This window comes from Prosthecodimorpha hirschii (assembly GCF_001305515.1).
In the GTDB taxonomy this organism is placed as follows: domain Bacteria; phylum Pseudomonadota; class Alphaproteobacteria; order Rhizobiales; family Ancalomicrobiaceae; genus Prosthecodimorpha; species Prosthecodimorpha hirschii.
Genome location: NZ_LJYW01000001.1, coordinates 3,297,850 through 3,314,990, shown reverse-complemented (window position 1 = coordinate 3,314,990; position 17,141 = coordinate 3,297,850). Strand labels below are relative to the sequence as shown.

The window sequence follows — 17,141 nt, the reverse complement described above, 5'->3', positions numbered from 1 at the left end:
ACGTCTCCGGCTTGCCATCGCCATTGGCGTTGCGCACCAAAGTGATGCGGTTTCCGGGGCCGTCGCCGGAGCCCGCGCCGGTGGAGATCCTGCGAACCAGACCTATGACGAGGTCCTTCGGCCGGAGGGGGGCGATGTCTCGGGACCCCGCGTTTCGGCGACGAGCATGTCGCCATTCGGCAATGGATAGATCAAGCGTGGGGGCTGCAGGCCGGTGGCGAGGGCCGTCACCTTCAGGCCCTGCGCGACGTTCCCGCATACCGAGACAGGGTCTCGGCCGCTCGCGACAACGTGTGCGACAGAGGCTGCCTACCTCAAGCCGAGGGTCGTCATTGCCGATCGTGGCTACGACTGCGTTCAACTGCGAGAGACGATGCGGGCCGGTCTATTAGTCCGGTCATCCCAACCCGAGCGAGCGGCAGGATCCAGATGACGATCGACGGCCACATGCATGCCCCCAAGAAATGCATCGAGTGCTGCATCAACAAGCTCGAGAACTCCTGACGTATCGCCCTGAGATACGATGAATTGTACTCAAAATTCGTTTTCACCCTATATTGTCGGCCATGGGCTGATGTGTCCACGGTATCCAGTTGTCGAGGCGATTATTGCAGTGGCCAGTGACGATTCAGGTGATGGTGGTGGAGCGGTAGGCGAGCGGATCGACGCCGCTGAGCGTGCAGGTCTCGATCAGGGTAGCGCCGTCGGCTGAACCTACGAGTATAAATGAATGCGGCTCTATTGGGTTCGGGCGAGAAGTCCATCGCGAACATGGCCGAGCCTTTTGCCGTTCCGGGAAACAAGCGTCCAGCCTTTTTCGCTACGCACGACCGTGACCAGCGAGCCGGGTTGCAATGTGGTGACAATGGCGCCCGTGCCGGCGGCGGCCAAGACCTCCGCCCGTCCGAGAATGACATGAGTTGGCCTTTCCTCGGTCGCGGAAGTAAGCGCAGGGGTGGACGTGTCGCCTGAACCTGGTCTAGCTGGATCGGGTCCTGTAGCGGCGCCGTCCGGGACGACGGTGGTGGCAGTTGCGAGCGCGAAGTTGTTTCCGGAGAACTTCGCCTGCGGAACTTGGCGGAACTTGAAGGCCTTGTCGGACAGCGCAGGCACTGCCTCGTCGAGATAGCGGATCAGCTCCAACACGTCGACCTTGCCGTCCTGGTTGCCATCTGCGGCGCCGAGGCCCTGGAGCAGGGCGTAGGTGAAGACCCCGTGGCCGCGATAGCCTTCCAGGGCCGGCTTGTCGTCGCTGGCGGCGGCGATGGTGGTACGCCCCATGGCGGCAGTCATCTTCTCCATAGCGACAGCCCGTTCGATTCCGCGCATGGCGACCCGCTCCCCGGTAAGTGAGCCGCTCTCACAGGTATCGAACAGAAGCACGCTGCGCTGCGCCGGGATGTGGGCGAGCCAGGCTTGGAACCGGTCCTGGCCAATGCCGGAGGTGATAAACGAGTTCTCGTCGCGATAGCGGAAATCACGTGGGAGATAGTAGTAGCGGCCATCCACGGTCTTGCCGTGGCCGGCAACGAACAGGACGAAGGTGTCTTCCGGCCGCATCCGGCCACTGAGATCGGCGAAGGCGGCGTCGAGACCCTCGACCGAGACCTCTCGGTCGAGCACCAGTCGGGTTTCCACCGCGGCATGCAGCCCGCCGGCCCGGACAAGCCCGTCCGCCATCGCCCGGGCATCCGGAACCGCAAAGGCGAGGGTGAAGCGGCTGTCGAAATAGTCGTTCACGCCAATCGCGAGCACGAAGAGCCGGCCGCCGCCCTTGGGTGCTGGCGCGTCGCGGGCGATGGTGATCGCCGCCGGCACCGAGGCGATCACGTTGCCGTCGTTGTAAGCGACGACCTCGATGCGGTTTGGCCCCGCCGCGAGGGTGACCTCCTGCGAAACCTTGCGCACGGGCGCGCCCGGCGCGGAGCCGGCACCGCTCGCGTCGGTTCGCCCGATCCCGCGCTCGGTGAGCCCGAGCGTGATGCCGTTGACGCGCCATTCAATGCGTCCAATGCCGCCGCCCCGGTCGGTGATCGCGGCGGTCAGGCTCACCCTCTCGGCCGAGACCTTGGCCGGAGCGGATCCAAAAGCGACCTCAGGCGGCTCGCCGGAGGCAAGGGTCTTGTCGAGGCTGATGCGCGCGGCCGCCTGCCTGACGATCCCGTTCGGATCGCCGGCGAGCTTCTCGCGGACCAGATCGGGCCGGTAGAGTTGGTCATAGACCTGGTCGATGCCCACCACCTTGTCGCCCTGGACGATGCTGAGAATCCGGCCGCTTCCGCCAGATCCGGTGAAGAAGCCCTCCGGCGTCATGGCCAGCCAGCCGCCGTCCCGGGTCGCGATCAGGGTTGCCAACAATTCCCCGTTGGCCGCCGACCAAAGGCGCACGGTGCCGTCGACGGAGACAGAGGCGAAATTGCATCCGTCCGGCGCCACCGCGACCGCCTGCACCTGACCCTCGTGTCCGCGGCCGGTCGCCAGTGCCTTGCCGTCGGCGACCGACCAAAGCATGACATTGCCATAACTGTCGCCCGAGACGAGGCGGGTTCCGTCCGCGCTGAAGGCCACCGCCCGCACCACGCCGATGTGACCCTTCATCGCCTGTAACGGCTTGCGGCTAGCAACATCCCAGGTGCGGACCGTCCGGTCGCCGCTTGCGCTCGCCAGCATCTTGCCGTCCGCCGAGAAGGCGAGCCCTCGGATCGCCCAGCTGTGGCCCTCGAAACTGCCTTCGACAGCCCCGCTGACGACATCGAGGAGATCTATCTTGGAAGTCTCCAGGCTGCCCATGGCCAAGCGCCGGCCGTCGGGCGCGAAGGCGAGAGCGGTCTGCACATCGGTTCGCTTCACCTTGCGCAGGAGCGTGCCCTTGGCCATGTCGACGATGCCGTCGCTGCGCGCGCCAGCCGCCAGGAGGCCGTTGTCGGAGCCAGCGAAATTGAAGTTCTGAGACAGGAGCCGGCGGGTGGACTGCGCAAGCGCTTTCGAGATCGGATCGCGTTCCTCCTGGGGCGTCAACGGTTCCAGCGTGCCTACGTAACCGGTCAGGGCCTTATCGCCGTCGAGCAGGAAGGACTTGAAGCCGAGCCCGCGATAGCCGACCGAAACCCGCGTCCCGCCCTTGTCGGGCAGGGCGACGATGACGCTGTCGTTGCCGGTCGAAAGGCGGCGCAGGCGCGCGCCCGTCTCCGCGTTCCAGATATCAGCGGTCCCGCCGCCGGTGACGAGGGTTGGCCCCTTGCCGATCCAGGCGATGGAGTTGATTGCGGTCACCTCCTCGCCGAAGGTCTGCATCGGCTTGCCGACGGCAGAGTCGACGAGCCGCAGGCGGCCGTCCGCGCAGCGCGCCAGGAAGGCCTTGCCGTCGGGACGGAACCCGTAGTTCGCGACCGGATAGGTCCTGCCGGCATAGGCGGCCGGCTTGTTCCGGGAGATCAACGCACCGGTCTCGGTTTTCCACCGCACCACCGCGCCGGTCGCGGTGACGCCGGTCAGGGATGCGCCGTCTGGAGCGAAATCGACGGTGTCGATGGGGTCCGTCTCCTCCGGGGTCGTCCGCGCTGCGCCGCTGGCGAGGTCCAGGATGACGGCCGCGCGCCTGATAATGATTGCCGCCTTGCGCCCGTCGCGCGAAATGGCAAGGCGGCCCTTGTCCCAGCTCGAGAAGTCCGAGACATTCCAGCTCGGACCGGCAGCTCCCTCGACCGTCACGATGCGGATCGATGCATGAAAGCCCTCGGCCGCGACGGTAAGGATATGCTTTCCGTCCCCCAGAAAGCGGGCGGAGATGTAATCGCCCGTTGGCAGCGTGTGGTCGATCTCGACGCCATCCTCGAAGCGGAAGATGTGCAAGGTGCGACGCTCGGATGTCTGCCCGGCCGGCTGCCTCGCGGCGGTGACCCAGTGTCGCCCGTCGCGGGCGACTGAAACATCGGTGATTTCGCCGTCCTGCAAGGCGCGGCGGTCGAGCTGGACGCCGAGCAGGCGGTCCCAGACAATGAGTTCACCGCGATTGTTGCCCGCCAGCACGGTTTCGCCGTCCGGCGTGAAGGCAACCACCGACAACGTGTCGTCGGCATTGTCGGTCAGAAGCGTGTCGATCAGCCGCCCGCTGGCGACATCCCAGATCTTGACCTCGCGGTCGCCCGAAAGACTGGCGGCGAGCGATCCGTCCGCGGTCATCGCCGCATGGGCGACGGGGTATCCGTGTCCTTGATTGGGCAGCAGGCGGGCTGCACCGCGAGCCTCGAGTTCCATCTTCGGCCAAGGCTGCGAGGCCCCGAGGAACGGCGCAAAGCCGCCGCCGTCGAGCTTGGCGACGGGCGTCGCCGACGCAGCATGGGCCCACGCCGCCAGGAACGCCATGGTCAGGATGCAGGCGGTCCGGATGCTTCGGGCGATGGCGGCGGCGGGCCGCAATCCGATGGTCTCGCGCAAACCGCTCATGTCCCCGTGTCTCCGCCCCGTCGCCCCGGGCGCACGGCTCCGCCCCGAGCCCGCTCCTCCCACGACACTGTGCCAGAGCTTGTCAATTCTCCATAGAGGTTGGCCTCAAAGCGAATGGGAGGCCTTGCGCGGAAAATGGAAAATTTTATTGGCGGGAGCGCAAGGCGGACCTGAACAGGGAAAATCCGCTTTAGGCGGATTACTCGCCGTTCCCAGCGGGCAGCGATGATTTGGGCCCGGCCGCCTCTAACCTTGCCCCTGGGATGTCCTCGTTCTGAACTGGAATCCGTCGGCGGGAATCCGTGCAGTCATGGGATGGCGATGGTGCCCGGTGGCAGGGCTGCCGCCTTCCCGGCTCTTTGGCGCTCCGATGGCGGAACGAATCGGCCGTTCCAGGGATGGAGTTCCGATCGGGAAGCGATGGGGTGTTGCCGTGAAACCGCGTGCCAGTTGGAAGGGTGTGCTGAAGATCGGCGAGCTCCGCTGTCCGGTCGCGTTCCATGCGGCCGCCTCCACGGCCGAGCGACTGGTGCTCCACACGGTCAACGTGAGCGCGACGAACGCCCCATCTATCGCGGAGGCAGCAGGCTGAGGATTCTCCCTCCGAGCTTCTCGAGGAGATGGGTCGGATGGACGAGTACGGCGTTGATGCCATGCATCAAGACATGCATGAAGCCAGTGACTATCGGCGGATCGAGCTGATCACTGGTCGCAGCAGGCGGCGGTCGTGGACGGCGAGTGAAAAGGCGGAGATCGTGGCGGCGAGCGCGGAACCGGGCTTAACATCCCGGACGTGGCCCGACGGTGGGGCATGAACCGTGGGCTGCTGTTTCGTATGGCCGCCGACCCGGGATGGTTCGATGCGGCTGAGGCGCGAAGAGTTTGCCCTGTTGGTGGCGGGTCTGGACTGGACGCGGGTGGCCCGAACGACGGTGAAGAGGCCTGATCTCGTTGGATTCGTTTGTTGAATCGTCCATTCTTGGTAGAGTTCCCCATGCCGCTTCACTCCTCGTTGCTGCCGCGCGACATCGACGAACGGATCCGTATGGTGCTCGCGCTGGAAGCCGAGAACGCCGAGCTTCGCGTTCACTCCGCGCTTTTGAAACAGATGATCTTCGGCCCCCAAGTCGGAGAAGCTGGCGACGATCGATCCGACGCAGAGCGTCCTCGAACTGGGCGACCTCTCGGACGATCCGGTGGAGGCGAACGACGACGCGGTGCCCGAAGGCGAGGCGAAGAAGCGGACAGCCCGCTCGGCGTCGCGCAATATCGGGACGTTGCCGAAGCACCTGCCGCGTTGCGAGGAAGTGATCGAGCCGGAGAGCACGGCGTGCCCGTGCTGCTCCTCGCTGCCGCCGCAGCCTGGCCGCGGCTTTGGAAGGCGGCGACGTGCAGTGGTGTCCGGCCGTTGCCGTCTTGGGCATTGAGATCCGGCTTCGATCGGACGAGATCGGAAATTTCCGCAAGCGACCCGGGCGCGGCTGCGGCGTGGAGCCCACGATAGGCGGCGAGTTCGGTCGACGACGGAGCCATCTGAGCCGACACCGCTTCGCAGGTCAGGGCGAAAGCGAGGGCGGCGCCAGGGCCTGGCTCCTGGCGGAAAGACCGGCGCCCTTGGGGACGATAGCGCCCTGGGTGCCGACCACCTTGAAAAGACCGACGACCTCTTTGGGTGCCTGCACTGGACGGACAAAGGTGGTGCATTTCAGGTCTTACCGTTTTCGCGACCCGGTGGGATTGTTCAGCTTGTCTTGCGGTGCTCGTCCCAATACGCACCCTGCAAGGCAAGGCGCCCGAATTCCCTGGAAACCCGTTCTACGGCGTCGGAGCCACTCCGGGCGACGATGAAATAGATGAGCGCTTCCAGAACCGCGATGGTGGGAATCGACGACTGGTAGAACGAAACGTCGAGGCGCGGCGTCACGAGCACATGAGTTGCAGCTGGCGCGACCGGTGAGACCGGGCTGTCGGTGATGGCGATGATCTTCGCGCCGGCCTCGCGTGCCAGGTTCGCCGCGTTCACAGCATCCTTGGCATAGGGCTCGTAGGTGATCACGAGAGCGCAGTCGCCCGGCTCGATCGCGCCGAGAGCGTCGATCAGCATGCCGTGGGAGCTGTCGACGAGGACGACGCCTTTCCTGAGCAGTCGCACGACATAGTAGAAGAAGAACGCCGGAGCATGGTTATTTCGGAACGCGATCAGATGGATCGTCGGGCATTCCATCATAGTCGCCGCCGCGGCTTCGATCGCCTTGATGAAACTCTGATCGAACAGTTCCGTGGTGAGCGACAACATGTTGGTCACCGCCTTCTGCGCGCGGTCGGTCACCTCGCTCTTGTCCTGGGCGGCGATCAGGTCACCGGCGGAGGCCGCATAGCGCGAGGGGCCGTCGCCGAGCGAGATCTCCTCGCGAAACAGGTTGCGCAAATCGTTGTAGCTATCGAGACCAAGTTGAGATGCCAGTCTTACCAGTGCTGACGGACTGACCTTGGCGCGCTGCGCAATGGTGCGCATCGGGTAGAGCGCAATCTCCTTCGGGGAAGCCAGGACGTATTTGGCGGCCCGTTGGATTTGCGGCGTCATGTGCGGATAGGTTCGTTCGATCAAATCCCGCAGCGATTGCTCGTTCACGCTCTGCTCTCCCGGACAACGTCATCCGCGCCCGCGTCTGCCTCGGAATGCCGATGGCCCGCCATGGCTGACGCCGTACCAGACATTCGCTGAGATGCAAAATTTTCTCACAATGTATTCTTGACAAATCTGTTTCGCAAGAGTGCAATGGCCCGTGCTGAGCGAAAGTCGGCGATGGCGCTCGGCGACGAGGTGTTCTTTGAGGCTACCGAAAATTCCGCCTGAAGGCGGGCGAGTTTCAGTTTAGCCAGCGGATTCAATGACATGAAGCGAGAATATTTGCCGGCGCAGCCAGTTGCGCCGGTCCAGGAACGTATTCGGCTCATCGAAGCTGCTCCACTACCGAGGAATGTGAGCTCGATACTCGCCGATGCGGCGGCCGACGCCCCCGAGGCGCTGGCGGTGCACTTCTTCGAAGAGGGTGTCGCGTTGAGTTATGCCGATCTGAAAAGCCGGGTCGACAGTTTGGCGCGCGGCTTGTCGAAGCTGGGGGTCCGACCTGAGGCAAGGGTAGGCGTCCTGCTGCCCAACATCGCGGCATTTCCGATCACCTGGCTCGCGCTCGCCCGCATCGGTGCGGTGATGATTCCGCTCAACATCGCCTATACCAGCCACGAGATAGGGTATGTGCTGAACGACGCCGGTGCGCAGTGGTTGGTCACTCACGACGAATTCGCTGAAGTGATTGCCCAGACCCCGGTCGGCAAGATGCGTCCGCCCGATGCGTGCACCATCGTGGTGGGCGCGCCGCGTGACGGCCAGAAGGCCTGGAGCGAGGTTCTGGAAAGCGGCGAAGACGCCTCGCTCCCGCTTCCTCCTCTTGATGCGATCGGGCACGATCACCTGCTCAATCTGCAATATACCTCCGGGACCACGGGGCTCCCGAAGGGATGCCTGCTGACCCACCGCTACTGGGTCACGGTCGGCACCGTCAACGCCTATCGCGACGGGCTGGACTATCGGCGCATTCTTGCCGCGACCCCGTTCTTTTACATGGACCCGCAATGGCTGCTGCTGATGGCCATGCTTCAGCGCGCCACGCTTTTTGTCGCGCGCCGGCAAAGCGCCAGCCGTTTCATGCAGTGGATCCGCGAGTATCGTATAAACTTTACCTTGTTTCCGGAGATCGTCTTCAAACGTCCGTCGGAGCCCGATGACCCGAAGAACGAGATCATCCGAGTCAACGTCTACCACCTCGGCAGGGATATCCATGCCGAGCTGGAGAAGAGGTTCGACTTCGTCGCGCGCGAGGCTTATGGTATGACCGAGATCGGCTCGGGTATGTTTATGCCGATCGAGGCCGTCCACATGGTCGGCTCGGGATCGTGCGGGCGGCCGAGTCCGTTCCGCAGGGCGCGCATCGTGAGCCCCGACGGCACGGTGCTCGGCGACGATCAGGTCGGGGAACTGCAGATCTCGGGCCCCGGAATTCTGCTCGGCTACCACAACCGGCCGGAAGCGACGGCGGCGGCCTTCGACGGCGAATGGTTCCGCACCGGGGACATGGCCCGGCGCGACGAGAACGGCTTCTACTATATCGTCGGCCGGCTCAAGGACATGATACGCCGCGCCGGTGAGAACATCGCTGCCAACGAAGTAGAAGCTGTGCTTCGCCAAGTGCCGGAAGTGGCGGATGCCGCTGTCGTGCCGGTTCCCGACGACACGCGCGGAGAGGAAGTGAAGGCCTATGTCGTCCTTCGTGACGGCTACACCGCCGACGTCGTGCCTCCGAGGCTGCTCCTGGACTCCTGCGCGCAGAAGCTCGCCCGGTTCAAGGTGCCTCGCTACATCACCTACCGCGATACGCTGCCGATGACCGCATCGGGCAAGATAGCGAAACATATCCTTCTCAATGAAGACAAACTGAAGGCAACGGAAACCTTCGACGCCGTGGAGAACCGCTGGAGCTAGCACGAAAAACTCTGGAGAGGCGTGCCGGATGTCTCGACTTTCTTGCGAGCGGAACAACGCGATGGGGACGGGCTCATGACTGAAGAGAATGGGCAGGGGCGGGCGACGCTACGTGTGCGGCTCGGCATGCAGGACACGCACTACCGCGAATATCTTGTTCCGGCGTCTACGATCCTTCGGCTGTTCGGAGATTGTTCGACGGAAATAGGCCTGCGGGAGAACAAGGGTCGGACGGGTATGCTTGCTGCCTATGAGAGTGCGCAGTTCCTCCTGCCCTGCCGCGTCGGCGACTATCTCGAGATCACGGCCGAAGTCGTCTCTCGCGGGAACCGTTCGAAACGCGTCGCCTTGACCGCTTATCGACACGTCGCGGCCCCCGAAACCGACGGGCAGCCCTCGACGATATGCGATCCTCCTGAACTCGTCGCACGCGCCGTGCTCGTGTCCGTCACTCCCGCCCAGTAACCCTCGAGGTCGGTGCGCAGCACCTTCACGGCTTGCGCCAGGACGCCCGGAACACCTTATGTCGAACCCTGCGGAAGCCTCCTGCGCGCAGTCGACCGTCATCCCTCGCATCGCTAGTCGTCCTCGTCGACAATCCTCCCCTCGATGCTCTGTCGCAACAGGTTCGACAGGGGCCGATCGACGTCATCTTCGGCGCGAACCGCACTGGCAGTTTCGTCGTCGGTGCGGACAGATGCGAGTTTGACATTCCCATGCTGGAGCCGCGGCTTCCGGCGCTGATCGCGACCCTCGAGGCGAGCGAGAAGCCGGTCGTGGCGGCGCGGGCGCGCGGTCAGGACTCCGTCGGGACCGGGTGACGTCGATCGGGCGATCGCCGACCGCCTCGGCTTTCCCGTGCGGCACGCGGCCCTCTGTGCCGCAGCCGGATCGCAATGCGTCTGTGGCCGCCACCTCGATACCCGAGGGAAGTCGCGGGATCGGCGGCACCGACGGCCGAAAATCGAAGCAGACGATCGCCTTCGCCGCGTCAATCCTGTTGACCTCCTACCGCAGCTGTGAAACATTAACATCATAAACAGGAAACGCGAAAAATCTGTTCCTCAAAGGAGGCGCGATTGGCTCGTGCATCTGATCCTCGTTCGGTGCAGGACAAGACCGTCCGAGTGGATGTCGACACGGATCTGCTCGTCGTCGGGGCCGGCGTCGCCGGCGTCGAGGCGGCGGTCCTCGCCGCGAAATCCGGTATCTCCGTCCTTCTCGTCGACGAGAACCCGATCGATCCTGTGCTGTTCGGCATGGACGTGCCGCATCATTTCGGCAGCCGTTACGGCTTCGAAGTGGCCAATACCCGTGACCTCATCCAGACGATCGCAGCAAATTACGAAGCCGCCTTCGAGGAAGGCGTCGAGATCGAACTCGCGAGCTCGGTGCTCGGCCTTTATGTCCAGGGCCCGAGTCTCGGGTGGCTGCCGGGCAATCTCGCCCTGATGGAAACTCACGGCAAAATTCGCATCATCCGGTTCACGAACGCCATCGTGGCGACCGGGTGCCGCGATTTCTGCCTCGCCTTTCCGGGTTGGGAGACGCCGGGCGTCATGGGCGCCGCCGCCGCGTCCCTGCTCGTCGATCGCTATGCAGCGCTCAAGGCAAAGACAGCCGTCGTCATGGGATCGGGTATCGAGGCTCTGTCCATCGTGCGACAGGCTCAGGCGGCGGGTATTCGTGTCGTCGCCGTCATCGAGGCGGAAGCCTCGGCTCGTGGAGGAGCCGGCTTCATGGCCGAGATGGCCCTGCGTGAGGTTCCCGTCCTGCTCGACGTCGTCCCCGCGGGCGTCGAAAGCGACATCGAAGGTGTGACGGCGTTGAAAGTGGCGGGCTGCGACGGCTCTGCGCCGAGAATCCTCGCCTGCGACACGGTCATCAATGCGATCGGCTCGGTGCCAAGCATCGAGCTTTTGGCGGCTGCCGGCGCGCAGATACGACACGATGCGGGCCGCGGCGGTTTCGTGCCGGTTCTGAAGACGACCTTCGAAACCACGCTTCCGGGCGTCTTTGCCATTGGCGATTGTGCCGGCACAGGCCAGCTCAAATCCTCCGATCCCGACATCGCCCGGCAGGAGGCGAGGCTCGCCGTCGAGAGCATCGTCTCCTGCCGGGCCGTCGACGGGACAATGCCGGCCGCTCAGGCCGACGGCGATCGCAATCGCGCGGCGTGGATCGCTGCCCTACATTCGCGAACGGCCGATACCTGCGTCTGCCAGTGCGAGGAAGTGACCGCCGATGATATCCGCTCGGCGCGATCGCAACGTCACGTGCCGGACGTGGCGGCACCCGAAGGCGGCCTCGCCCGCCTAGCAAAGGGTGGCGTTCTGCTGCAGGACCAGCTGAAGCGTGTCACCCGCGCGGGAATGGGCCCCTGCCAGGGACGCCGATGCCGCGAGCAGATCTCTGAAATGCTGGCCGGTGAACTGAAGCGCGATGTCTCGGAATCGGGCCTGGCGTCGTATCGCTTCCCCGTCCGGCCAATCCCCCTGTCGGTGCTGGCGGAAGACCATGAGCCTGCCAACATCAGCGAAAACTGGGTGTCATGGTTCGGCATTCCGGACCAGTACAAGCCACACTGGGATCTGGCGGCGCCGGCACCCCGCGTTCGCAGCCGTTGCGCCGCGCCCGGGGCCGAGGTCGTCGTCGTCGGTGGCGGTGTCATCGGCCTGAGCGCGGCCTGGTGGCTTCTCCGCAACGGTATCAAGGTAATCGTGCTGGAAGCTGGCGCGATCGGTAGTGAAGCCTCCGGGCGCAATGGCGGCGGATCGGCAGCGTTTCACAGCCCGCTCTTCCCGGAAGCCGAGGCTCTCTGGCCGCAGATGGACGAGCTTCTGGGCTATCCGACCGAATTCCGGCCAGGCCGGCTGAAAATCATTCGAACTGAGGCCCAGCTTTCGGCGCTGAAATCGTCCATCGACGCCGCCCAGCATGTCGGCTGCAGTGTCGAGCAGCTCGATGCCCGACAGGTGGCCGAACTCGTACCGCTGGCTGGCGCGGATGCCCTCGGCGGCGTGTATTTCCATGGCGGTGGTCACATGAACCCGCTGAGGACGCTGCAGGCCTATGCCTGGGCGGTCGAGGATCTGGGTGGACGAATCCTACAGCGGACGGGTGCGACCGGTTTTCGCGTGCGGAGCGGCCGCATTGTCGAAGTCGAAACCGCATGCGGCAGTTTCGCGTGTGACGCTGTGGTTCTTGCCGCCGGCCCCAATGTCGGCTCGCTGGCGGCACAGCTTGACGAGATCGTTCCGGTGGCCTCGGCGCGCGCCGAAATGGTCCTCACCGAACCACTGCCGCCGATGCCTTTCACCAATGTGGACGGCAACGGCATCTACGGCCGGCAGACGCTGCGGGGCAACCTTGCCTATGGCGGAGGGCCGCACGAATGGCTCGCTTCCGCACCCGCCGCCGGTTTGCCGAAGAGCGGATCCCCGCTCATTCGCAGCATCGCGAAACGGGTCGCCGAACTCCTGCCGCTGGCGTCGCACGCCCGGGTCATCAGGTCGTGGGCCGGGTTCATCGAATGCACGCCGGACGGTCGGCCGATCATCGACCGCCTTGCGAGCATCGACAATGCGGTCGTGGCCACGATGTCGAGCGTGGGGTTCGGGCTGTCGCCGGCAGCGGGGCGGGCGATCATGGAACTGCTCCGCGACGGCCGCTGTGACTTTGCGGATCTCGGCTCCTTCAGCCTCTCACGTTTTGCGGACCTCGGTGGAGACTGGCGGGAGGAGCGAGGGTGGGTCGCCGCCACGCCACCCCGGACGATTTACGAGCTCAACGTCTAGTCGACACCAATAACAGGCACTTCCAGAACCGGAGCAGAATCATGACGAGTGAATCCGACAGATCGCGACGTGACGTCCTCATCCTCGGCGCGGCCACGGCCCTCGTCGGCGCAGGACTTGCCGGGCCCGCCGCCGCGGAACTGAAGACCGTCGTCTACAACAATTCCGGTGGCGCATCGGCCGATGCCGCCCGCGCCGCATGGGGCGGGCTGATGCGCGATCGCGCTAGCTCGAATCTGCTGGTCACCGCTCCCGCGTCGGTAGCGCGGCTCAAGGCTATGATCCAGGCGCGAAACGTCGAGTGGGACGTGGCGGAACTGGTCAGCCAGGAGCACAAGCAGGCCATCCGCGAATCCATGCTGCAGAAACTCGATCTGAGCGTGATTGATCTTTCGCATACGCCGGATGACTGCAAGGACGAATATTCCGTGGTTTACGCCTTGTATTCGACAGCGATGGCCTACTCTTCCAAGATCGCGGCGGCAAAGCGGCCCGGAAGCTGGGCCGAATTCTGGGATGTTGCAAAGTTCCCCGGCCGGCGCGCGCTGCGAAACCATCCGGTGGATAATCTCGAATTTGCTCTCCTCGCCGACGGGGTCCCCAAAGACAAGATATATCCGATCGACTTCGACCGGGCCTTCGCCAGCCTCGACAGGATCAAGAAGCATATCGCCGTCTGGTGGCGCGACGGCTCCCAGCCGGCGCAGATGCTCATCGACGGTGAGGTGGATTTCACCTCCGGGTGGCACGGCCGCTTCTTCGCGCTGGCGCAGAAGGGCGAGACCGGCTTCGGGGTTCAGTGGAATCAGGCGATGCTCAAGCGGTCCTGGGTCGGTGTGCCCCAGGGCGCCAAGAATCCCCGCGAGGCCATGCAACTGATCTCGTTCATGATCGATCCGACCGCGAGTGCGAAATACGCCGAAGGCATCGGCTATATCTGCTGCGACGCGCGCGCCAACAATCATCTCCCGGAGAATGTCCGCCCCTGGGTCATGTCCAACCCGGCTATCGCGGAGCTGACGGTTTCCGCCAACGAGCAATGGTGGCTCGACAATGGGGAACTCGCCCAACGCAAGTGGAACGACTGGATCGTGACCTAACGATGCCTCGGTGCCGATATCCAGTCGAACCTCCATCTCCGCAACGTGGTGACGGATGTTCGACCGGCATCCATCAGGCGCGGCGTCGCGGGCTGTCCGCGGCGCAGATTTAAATCTTCCGCGATCGTGCAGTGTGGCTGTCAATCGGTAGGACAAAGACATCTATGGTCCGTCGATGGTTCTGGATCCCCGGCCTGGGCTTTCTGGTCTTGTTCTTCTTGCTGCCCGTGGGAGCATTCCTGCTGCAGAGCGTGCTCGATCCCGGCCCCACTTTCATGCATTTCGAGCGCCTTTTCGAAGGGCGCGCTTTTTGGGTCTCGCTCGGCAACACGTTCCGGATCAGCATCACCGTCACGCTGATATGCGCGGTGATAGGCTTTTTGATCGCGCTGCGGATCGCCACCTTGCAGCGCCCCTATGCCAATGCGCTGCTGGTTCTGATCGTCATGACGGTCTGGATCAGCCTGCTAGTGCGCAACTATGCCTGGATGGTGCTGCTCGGTCGGGAAGGCATCATCAGCACCTCGCTGGTCGCGCTCGGTATCTTCGAACGCAAGACGTCGCTTCTGTTCAACGAGGCCGCGGTGGTTCTGGGGATGGTGCATGTACTGATCCCCTACATGATCATACCGACCTATGCCGCCGTTCAGGCGATCGACCCGGCTCTGCTGCGGGCATGCGACAGCCTCGGCGCGCGGCCGGCGCAGGTCTTCTCTCGGGTGCTGCTTCCCCTGAGCCTGCCAGGCCTTGCCACAGGCTGCCTGCTCGTTTTCACGCTGTCGCTCGGCTTCTACGTGACGCCGGCGATCCTGGGCGGCCGCGGGCAGACGACCTTGACCATGCTGATGGAGATCGAAGTCAATGAGCAGTTGAACTGGGGTTTCGCGGCCGCTCACGCCGCAGTCCTGATCGCCATCACGGCTGTTCTGTTTTTTGCCTATCGTTCGAAGTTTGGGATGGATCGACTTTGGGGGCAGGAACTATGAACTTTACTCAACCCCAATACAGATCTCTGGTGCGCGGCCCGTTCGGCTGGCTGCTCAATGCTTGTCTCGTGTTGGCCGTCGTCTTCCTGCTTTGCCCGATTGTGATCGTGACCATCATCTCGTTCAGCGCCGATGCGTATCTGCGCTTCCCGCCGTCGGGCTATTCCTTTCGGTGGTACGAAAATTTTCTGTCCGGCGACCCGTCATGGATGGCGGCCTCCAACAAAAGCTTCGCAGCGGCAACGCTCACCGCGGTCGTGACGGTGGTGCTGGCGATACCAACGGCGCTCGCCCTGGTGCGCAGCCGCATCCGGGGAAAAGGTTGGCTGGAGTTGGTCATGCTCGCGCCCTTGCTCATTTCGCCGATGATCTCCGCTATCGCGCTCTACGGATGGATTGCGGCGTTCGGCTTTGTCGGGACCATGGCCGGGTTGGTCGCGGGCCATATCGTGTTGGCGCTTCCCTATGCCATCCTGAACGTCGCGATTTCGGCCAAGGCGCTCGATCCCCGGTTGGAACAGGCCGCCAGCAGTCTCGGCGCCCGGAACTCGCAGGTCTTCCGTCGCGTGACGCTGCCGCTGCTCGCGCCCGGAATCATCGCGGCCGGTTTCTTCGCCTTCCTCACCTCCTTCGACGACGTGATCGTCTCGCTCTTCCTGAGTGGCCGCGAGCCGACGCTTCAGAAACGCATGTGGGACGAGATACGGCTGGAAATCAGCCCGACCGTGGCTTCCGCTTCCACTCTGCTGATTTTCCTGACGATCGCCGTGTTCCTCGCCATCGCGTTGGTCCGGCGTTCGTCGGAGAAGGCAAGCTGACAACTTTCGAAGAGATACGCCGGATGACGACGTCTCACGTGATCGAACTCAAGAGCCTGAGCAAGACATTCGGCAACGTGAAAGCCGTGTCGGACATATCGCTGGATGTGGCTGACGGCAGCTTCACGTCCTTCATCGGGCCGAGCGGTTCGGGAAAATCGACCCTGCTGTCGATGATCGCCGGATTCGACCAGCCGACCAGCGGCACGATCCGGCTGCATGGCAAGGATGTCAGCAAGCTTCCGTCCAGCGAACGAAACATCGGCATGGTCTTCCAGAACTATGCCCTCTTCCCGCATCTTTCAGTATTCGAGAACGTGGCGTTCCCATTGCGCGTGCGAAACATGGACGCACGAACGCTGACGAGCAGGGTCCATGAGGCGCTGGAATCTGTCGGTCTGAAGGGCTTCGAAGCCCGATGGCCGAAACAGCTTTCCGGCGGTCAGCAGCAGCGGGTGGCGCTTGCGCGCGCTTTCGTTTTCGGCCCAGAGGTTCTGCTAATGGACGAACCGCTGGGCGCCCTCGACAAGAACCTGCGCGAGCATATGCAGAGCGAGATCAAGGCGCTGCAGCGGCGCCTCGCCGTATCGGTGATCTATGTCACGCACGATCAGGGCGAAGCACTGGCGATGTCCGACAATGTCGTCGTCATGAGCGACGGGCGCATCCAGCAGGTCGGGGCTCCCGCGGAGGTCTACCGTCGGCCGCAGTCCAAATTCGTCGCGCAGTTTCTCGGTGAGACCAATTTGCTCGAATATGACTTGGTTTCCCGCGGCCTCTCCGGCCCGATCGGGCGTCTCGCCAACGGCGCGGCGTTCGTCCTGCCCGATAATATCACCGACGCCGCGTCGGGCACGCTGTCGCTGAGGCCGGAAGAAATCGAATTCGCCGATCCGGCAGAGAGCGGCTGCCGGCACGCGCGCATTGAGGAGACCGTGTTCCTCGGCGACTGCATGCGCTGTCGGGTCGACTACCAGGGCCTGCCGCTTTGGGTGAAACTGCCGGCAACGGTGATGAGGAGCGTCCCGCGCGTGGGGCAGAACGTGGCATTACACTGGAACGAAGCATCGCTTGTTCCCCTCGACGACTGAACCGCCCCGGGTTTGCCGGAGGCTGATTGGCTCAAATCATGCCGCCCTGGCTGGTGGGACCAGCCTGGCATAGTAGCGTGCCTCGGCCTCGGCGGGCGGAATGTTGCCGATCGGCGCGAGAAGTCGTCGGGTGTTGAACCAGTCGACCCATTCGAGTGTAGCGAACTCGACGGCTTCGAAGGACCGCCACGGCCCGCGCCGATGGATGACCTCGGTTTTGTAGAGGCCGTTGATCGTCTCGGCCAGGGCATTGTCGTAGGAATCGCCGACCGTGCCGACCGAGGGTTCGATCCCGGCCTCGGCCAGGCGCCCGGTGTATTTGATCGACACGTATTGGGCGGATTCAAGCGGTCGTCGCAA

General features: G+C 63.9%; 11 protein-coding genes and 2 pseudogenes. 8 read left to right on the top strand and 5 right to left on the bottom strand.

What is annotated here, in order from left to right; genetic code table 11:
• Window positions 1–738 precede the first annotated feature (738 nt).
• Together ABB55_RS14455 and ABB55_RS31285 are read right to left on the bottom strand one after the other, a co-directional pair.
• Window positions 739–4,446, bottom strand: coding sequence for a caspase family protein (locus ABB55_RS14455; RefSeq protein WP_054359428.1), 3,708 nt, complete (start codon window positions 4,444–4,446; stop codon window positions 739–741).
• A gap of 682 nt (window positions 4,447–5,128) precedes the next feature.
• A complete protein-coding gene (locus tag ABB55_RS31285; protein WP_152982061.1) occupies window positions 5,129–5,536 on the bottom strand; it encodes a hypothetical protein in 408 nt (135 codons plus the stop codon).
• 46 nt (window positions 5,537–5,582) lie between these two features.
• Between ABB55_RS31285 and ABB55_RS29025 the strand changes: the two genes are divergently transcribed.
• A complete protein-coding gene (locus tag ABB55_RS29025; protein WP_083463635.1) occupies window positions 5,583–5,873 on the top strand; it encodes a hypothetical protein in 291 nt (96 codons plus the stop codon).
• Here the strand turns inward: ABB55_RS29025 and ABB55_RS30910 are convergent.
• Together ABB55_RS30910 and ABB55_RS14445 are read right to left on the bottom strand one after the other, a co-directional pair.
• Window positions 5,818–5,979 (bottom strand): annotated as a pseudogene (locus ABB55_RS30910) (ankyrin repeat domain-containing protein); the annotation flags it as partial. The gene ABB55_RS29025 and the pseudogene ABB55_RS30910 sit on opposite strands and share 56 nt — an antisense overlap.
• 208 nt (window positions 5,980–6,187) lie before the next feature.
• Window positions 6,188–7,078 (bottom strand): MurR/RpiR family transcriptional regulator, encoded by an 891-nt coding sequence (locus ABB55_RS14445; protein ID WP_083463634.1) that lies wholly within the window; start codon window positions 7,076–7,078, stop codon window positions 6,188–6,190.
• Window positions 7,079–7,342: 264 nt separating this feature from the next.
• Between ABB55_RS14445 and ABB55_RS14440 the strand changes: the two genes are divergently transcribed.
• The 7 genes from ABB55_RS14440 (at window position 7,343) to ABB55_RS14410 (ending at window position 16,781) form a co-directional block, all read left to right on the top strand.
• Window positions 7,343–8,989, top strand: a complete 1,647-nt coding sequence (locus tag ABB55_RS14440) for a class I adenylate-forming enzyme family protein (RefSeq protein ID WP_054359426.1) — start codon at window positions 7,343–7,345, stop codon at window positions 8,987–8,989.
• 75 nt (window positions 8,990–9,064) lie between these two features.
• Window positions 9,065–9,454, top strand: a complete 390-nt coding sequence (locus ABB55_RS14435) for a hotdog fold domain-containing protein (RefSeq protein ID WP_244472040.1) — start codon at window positions 9,065–9,067, stop codon at window positions 9,452–9,454.
• A gap of 614 nt (window positions 9,455–10,068) precedes the next feature.
• Window positions 10,069–12,786: an FAD-dependent oxidoreductase gene (locus ABB55_RS29015; RefSeq protein ID WP_083463633.1), complete on the top strand. Its 2,718-nt coding sequence runs from the start codon at window positions 10,069–10,071 to the stop codon at window positions 12,784–12,786.
• A gap of 41 nt (window positions 12,787–12,827) precedes the next feature.
• Window positions 12,828–13,886: a polyamine ABC transporter substrate-binding protein gene (locus tag ABB55_RS14425; protein ID WP_054359425.1), complete on the top strand. Its 1,059-nt coding sequence runs from the start codon at window positions 12,828–12,830 to the stop codon at window positions 13,884–13,886.
• A gap of 164 nt (window positions 13,887–14,050) precedes the next feature.
• The gene (locus tag ABB55_RS14420; RefSeq protein ID WP_054359424.1) at window positions 14,051–14,872 is read left to right on the top strand and encodes an ABC transporter permease; all 822 of its coding nucleotides are present in this window, start codon (window positions 14,051–14,053) and stop codon (window positions 14,870–14,872) included.
• Window positions 14,869–15,690: an ABC transporter permease gene (locus ABB55_RS14415; protein WP_083463632.1), complete on the top strand. Its 822-nt coding sequence runs from the start codon at window positions 14,869–14,871 to the stop codon at window positions 15,688–15,690. Before ABB55_RS14420 ends, ABB55_RS14415 begins: the two co-directional genes overlap by 4 nt.
• 38 nt (window positions 15,691–15,728) lie before the next feature.
• A complete protein-coding gene (locus tag ABB55_RS14410) occupies window positions 15,729–16,781 on the top strand; it encodes an ABC transporter ATP-binding protein (RefSeq protein ID WP_054359422.1) in 1,053 nt (350 codons plus the stop codon).
• Window positions 16,782–16,817: 36 nt separating this feature from the next.
• On the opposite strand, the pseudogene ABB55_RS14405 reads toward ABB55_RS14410, so the two are convergent.
• Window positions 16,818–17,120 (bottom strand): annotated as a pseudogene (locus ABB55_RS14405) (integrase core domain-containing protein); the annotation flags it as partial.
• Window positions 17,121–17,141 lie beyond the last annotated feature (21 nt).

Coding starts and splice junctions, on each gene's coding strand:
- ABB55_RS14455 (WP_054359428.1), bottom strand. CDS start 4,446: ATGAGCGGTTTGCGCGAGACCATCGGATTGCGGCCCGCCGCCGCCATC.
- ABB55_RS14440 (WP_054359426.1), top strand. CDS start 7,343: ATGAAGCGAGAATATTTGCCGGCGCAGCCAGTTGCGCCGGTCCAGGAA.
- ABB55_RS14435 (WP_244472040.1), top strand. CDS start 9,065: ATGACTGAAGAGAATGGGCAGGGGCGGGCGACGCTACGTGTGCGGCTC.
- ABB55_RS14425 (WP_054359425.1), top strand. CDS start 12,828: ATGACGAGTGAATCCGACAGATCGCGACGTGACGTCCTCATCCTCGGC.
- ABB55_RS14420 (WP_054359424.1), top strand. CDS start 14,051: ATGGTCCGTCGATGGTTCTGGATCCCCGGCCTGGGCTTTCTGGTCTTG.
- ABB55_RS14415 (WP_083463632.1), top strand. CDS start 14,869: ATGAACTTTACTCAACCCCAATACAGATCTCTGGTGCGCGGCCCGTTC.